The sequence below is a fragment of the Cetobacterium sp. genome, assembly GCF_048470075.1.
In the GTDB taxonomy this organism is placed as follows: domain Bacteria; phylum Fusobacteriota; class Fusobacteriia; order Fusobacteriales; family Fusobacteriaceae; genus Cetobacterium_A.
Genome location: NZ_DBGBQB010000292.1, coordinates 1 through 5232, shown reverse-complemented (window position 1 = coordinate 5232; position 5232 = coordinate 1). Strand labels below are relative to the sequence as shown.

Below are 5232 nucleotides of genomic sequence, written 5' to 3'. Positions count from 1 at the left end.
GTAAATAATTTTTCTTTAGTTGAAATTAGAAAAAAATATACAGAAATTATTAATTTCAATTACATTGAAAATTTAATAGCTAATGTTGAAAAAATAATTTTACCAAAATTAAAAAAAGTTACTAATGAATTAGAAAGCGTTATAAAAGGTTTGGAAGGAAAATTTATATCACCTGGAAAATCAGGATGTCCAACAAGAGGTGGAATGGATATTTTACCAACAGGAACTAATTTTTATTCAATAGATCCGAATACTATTCCATCAAGATCAGCTTGGGAGATTGGAAAGATTTTAGCAAAAGATGCTTTGAAAAGATATCTATCAGAAGAAAAAAAATATCCTGATTCTATAACAATGGTTATTTATGGTGGAGAAACTATGAAAACAAATGGAGAAGATATAGCAGAAGCCATGTACCTAATGGGAGTAGAGCCAATTTGGTTAGAAAATAGTGATAAAGTTATTGGAATAAGGGTAATTCCTTTAGATGAATTAAATAGACCAAGAATAGATGTTGTGTTAAGAATAACGGGATTATTTAGAGATACATTTCCAAATATAATAAATTTAATGGAAAATTCAGTTAATTTAATAGCACAATTAAATGAAAATCTAGAAGATAACTATTTGAAAAAGAATATAGAATCTGAAATTATAGAGTTAATAGAGAAAGGTATGACTAAAGAAAAAGCAAAATATTTTTCAAAAATGAGAGTATTTGGATGTCCGCCCGGAACATATGGTGCAGGGGTAGATTTTTTATTAAATAGTCAAGAATGGGAAACTAGAGAAGATTTAGGAAGGGCTTATATAAAATGGAGTGGTTATGCATATGGTGAAGATTATCATGGTGAAGAAGTAGAAGATATTTTTAGTAAAAGACTTTCAAAAACAGACATAACAATAAAAAATGAAGCCTCAGTAGAGATTGATATGTTAGAAAGTGATGACTACTTTACATATCATGGTGGATTAACAGCAGCTGTAAAACAAGCCAAAGGAGAAAATCCTAAATCTTATATCGGAGACTCAAGTGATCCAAGTAGAATAAATACAAGAGATTTAAAGGAAGAATCATCTAGAATAATGAGAGCTAGAGTTTTAAATCCTAAGTGGATTGAAGGGTTAAAAAAACATGGATATAAAGGGGCACAAGAGATGAGTGCAGCAATGGATATCGTTTTTGGATGGGATGCAACTTCTGAAATAATAGAGGATTGGATGTATAATGAGATTACAAAAACATATGTAGAAAATAATGAATTAAGAGAGTGGATAGAAAAAAATAACCCTCATGCACTTTTAAATATAACAGAAAAATTATTAGAAGCAGAAAGTAGAGATATGTGGAAAGCTCCTGAACATCACTTAAAGGAACTAAGAAAAATTTACTTAAGGATTGAAGGAGACATAGAAGAGTATGAAGGAGAATAAAAAATATTTATATCTTGTTTTATGGCTAGCAAATTATTGCAACTTAAATTGTGATTATTGCTATGCAAAGGATAATTTTGATACTGAAAAAATGTCTTGGAACATTGCAAAACAAGGGCTAGAGTTATTGGATGAAAAAGCAACATTAATTTTAGCAGGAGGAGAACCACTACTAAACTTTTTTTTAGTAGAAAAAATTTATACCCACTTGAAAGAAAGAGATTTTAAAGGGAAGATTGCAATTCAAACAAATGGGACTTTAATAACAGATGATATTGCATATAAATTAAGTAAAATGGATATAAAAATTGGGATTAGCTTAGATGGTATGTTTGATGTTAATGAAAGTAGCCGTGGTGAAACTAAAAAGGTTATTGATGGGATAAGAAAGCTGGAAAAATACAGTAAAGATGTAAGCATAAACTGTGTTTTAACAGGAGAGAATATAAACTCACTAGAGTCTTTAGTAGAATTTTTATATCTATTTAAAAATATAAACGGGCTTGGTTTAGATTTAATTAGGTTAACATCTAAAACTAAATTTACTATTCCTAAAACTAATGATTTGTATCTTAACTTAAAAAATGCTTATGAAAAAACAAATTTTTTAGGAGAAATTATAGGAAAATATATTCCTATAAGAGAGCTAGAGGATGCTAAACAAAGACTTCACTTAAATCATCACTCTTGTAATTATTGCTATTCTTCCATAGGGCAAACAGCTGTAATTCTACCAACTGGAGATATTTATCCATGTAGTTCTTTAGTTGGAGAAAAAGATTATTTAATGGGAAATTTAAGAAATAAAGAGTTAGATGATATTAAGCTTTCATCAGGAAAATCTTTATTGTGTGAAAAGTGTAAATATGAAAAAATTTGCAGAGGAAGTTGCCCATCGAGAACAATAATGAATAAAAAATATTATAGTGATAGTAGTGATTGCAATTTAAGAAAAGCTATTTTTAAAATTTTAGAAAATTAAAGGAGAAAGAAATGGAAAGAAAGATATACCCTTTTACAGCGATAGTAGGACAAGAGGAAATGAAAGAGGCCTTATTATTAAATATAATAAATCCATCTTTAGGTGGGGTTTTAATTAGAGGAGAAAAAGGCACTGCAAAATCAACTGCAGTTAGAGCATTAGCTCAGCTATTAAAAAAATATGATACTAAGGTGGTTAATCTTCCTATAAGTGCTACAGAAGATAGAGTTGTTGGTACATTAGACATAGAGCATGCAATAAAGACTGGTGAAAAAAAGTTTGAGAAAGGAATTTTGTATACTGCAGATAAAAATATTTTATATGTTGATGAAATAAATCTATTAGAGGATCATATTGTAGATGTATTATTAGATGCAGCAGCTATGGGAGTAAATACAGTTGAAAGAGAAGGAATATCTTTTTCACACTCTTCTAAATTCATATTAGTTGGAACTATGAATCCAGAAGAGGGAGATTTAAGACCACAATTATTAGATAGATTTGGATTGGTTGTGGATATTTCTGGTGAAAGAGATGTAGATAGAAGGGTTGAAATAGTTACAAGAAGAATAGAATTTGAGAACAATCAAGAAAAATTTATTTATTCGTGGGAAAATGATGAAAACAGTTTACGAAAAAAAATAGAAAAAGCTCGAGAAATTCTCTCGAATGTTGAGTATTCTAATGAAATTTTACAATTAGTAGCTAAAATAGGAATTACTTTAGGTGTAGATGGTCATAGATGTGATTTAAGTATAATAAAAACGGCAATTACATTGGCCGCTTTAGATGGAAGATTATCTGTCCAAAAAGAGGATATTTTAAAAGCTGCAAAACTAGCAATTCCTCATAGGATGAGAAAAACCCCTTTTGAAGATAGCAAATTGTCATTAGAATCACTAGAAAAACTAGTAGAAAATTTATAATAGGTGATTAATATGGAATACATATATCCTTTTGAAGCTATTGTAGGGCAGGAACAAGCTAAAACAGCAATATTATTAAATATAATTAATCCTAAAATTGGAGGAGTTCTTTTATCAGGAGAAAAGGGAACTGGAAAAACTACTTTAATAAGAGGATTAAATCAATTAGATTCTAAAATAGAAGTTATAAATGTTCCCCTAAATACAACAGAAGATCGGTTATTAGGAGGAATTGATTTTGAAAAAACTCTTTCCTCTGGAAAAAGAGTTTCTAGTTCTGGATTATTAAAAAGAGCTAATAAAAATATTTTATATGTTGATGAAATAAATCTTTTAGGTGATTATCTTTTAAACTCTATTTTTGAAGCAAATTCTCAAAAAATAAATTTAGTTGAAAGAGAAGGAGTAAGTTTAGAAGAGGATAGTGATTTTATTCTTATAGGAAGTATGAATCCAGAAGAGGGAAAGTTGAGAAATCAATTTTTAGAAAAGTTTGGATTATATGTAAATTTAAAAGGTAGTGAATATTTAGAAGAAAGAGTAGAAATAGTAAAGCGTAGATTAGATTTTGAAAAGGATAAAGAGAACTTTGTAAAAAAATATGAAAGAGAGAGTAGATTTTTAAAAGAAAAACTGGTTATTTCAAGAGAGTTAATCAAAAATATTGAAATAGGACAAGAATTAATTAACCTAGCTATGAAAATTGTATTAGAGAGCAATGTTGCTGGAAATAATGTAGAGTATATTCTTTTAGAAACCAGTAAAGCTATTGCTGCGTATAATGGAAGAAACTATATAAACATAGAAGATTTGAAAGAAGCATCTAAATTTGTTTTACTACATAGAATTAATAAATCTCAAGATCAAGGACAAGAAAGTAAAAATTCTGAAGGTAAAAATAACTCTCAAAATGGTAATGAAAATTCTAGCTCTTCAAACAATGAAGATAAAAAAGAGAAAAAATCTTCAAAAAATGAGATGAACTCAGACTTAAATAGTGAAAAAAATGAAGTTGAGGATGAAAAAATAAATAGTTTTGAAAATGAGGATAAAAATTACTCTATTGGAGAAATTTTTAAAGTAAAGAAAATAGACTTTGGAGATTTAAAAAAAGAGAAAATATTGGGTTCAGGAAAAAGATGTAAGACTATAAGTGATAGCCTAAAAGGCAGGTATGTAAAGAGTATAATCCCAAAAGGAAAAGTAAAAGATTTAGCCTTCGATGCTACTTTGAGAGCAGCAGCTCCATATCAAAGATTGTTGGAAAAAAATGGGATGGCTATAGTTATAAAAAAAGAGCATATTCGAGAAAAAATAAGAGAAAAAAGGATAGGAACAAGTATTTTATTTACTGTAGATGCTAGTGGTTCTATGGGAGCACATGAAAGAATGAAAGAAGTTAAAGGAGCAATTTTTTCTCTTTTAAAAGATGCTTATGAAAAACGAGATCGAATAGGATTAGTTGCTTTTAGAAAGGATTCAGCAGAAGAACTGCTTCCAATGACTAGAAGTATAGAGTTAGCGAATAAAAAATTAAAAGATCTACCTGTAGGTGGGAAAACACCTCTTCATAAAGGGTTAGAGAAATCATATACAATACTACTGAACGAAAAGAAAAAAAATAAAAATATCGTTCCAGTTTTAGTTTTAGTAACAGATGGAAAAATAAGTACTAAAGAGAATTCAGAAAATATATTCTCTGATTTATTGAAGTTTTGTGAAAAGATTAGAGAAAGTAAAATAAAAGTTATTGTTATTGATTCTGAAAAAGGAAGAATCAAATTAAATATGGCTAAAGATATTAACGAAAAATTAGGAGGTAAATATTATCGATTGGAAGATTTGAAAGTGCAATCTATTAGTCAAGTTGTTAGAGATAATATTTAAAGG

Annotated in this window: 4 protein-coding genes; all 4 read left to right on the top strand. The window is 28.5% G+C overall.

The features are described 5' to 3' along the window. Positions 1 to 1434: cobaltochelatase subunit CobN (locus tag ACMOUI_RS10295; protein WP_418965610.1), on the top strand; the 1434-nt coding region annotated here is incomplete at its 5' end. After that, complete coding sequence (locus ACMOUI_RS10290; protein ID WP_418965609.1) at positions 1421 to 2416, top strand: radical SAM protein; 996 nt, start codon at positions 1421 to 1423, stop codon at positions 2414 to 2416. The genes ACMOUI_RS10295 and ACMOUI_RS10290, both read left to right, overlap by 14 nt. Positions 2417 to 2427: 11 nt before the next feature. Then, positions 2428 to 3342, top strand: a complete 915-nt coding sequence (locus ACMOUI_RS10285) for an ATP-binding protein (RefSeq protein WP_418965608.1) — start codon at positions 2428 to 2430, stop codon at positions 3340 to 3342. A gap of 12 nt (positions 3343 to 3354) precedes the next feature. After that, positions 3355 to 5229, top strand: coding sequence for a VWA domain-containing protein (locus ACMOUI_RS10280; RefSeq protein WP_418965607.1), 1875 nt, complete (start codon positions 3355 to 3357; stop codon positions 5227 to 5229). Positions 5230 to 5232 lie beyond the last annotated feature (3 nt).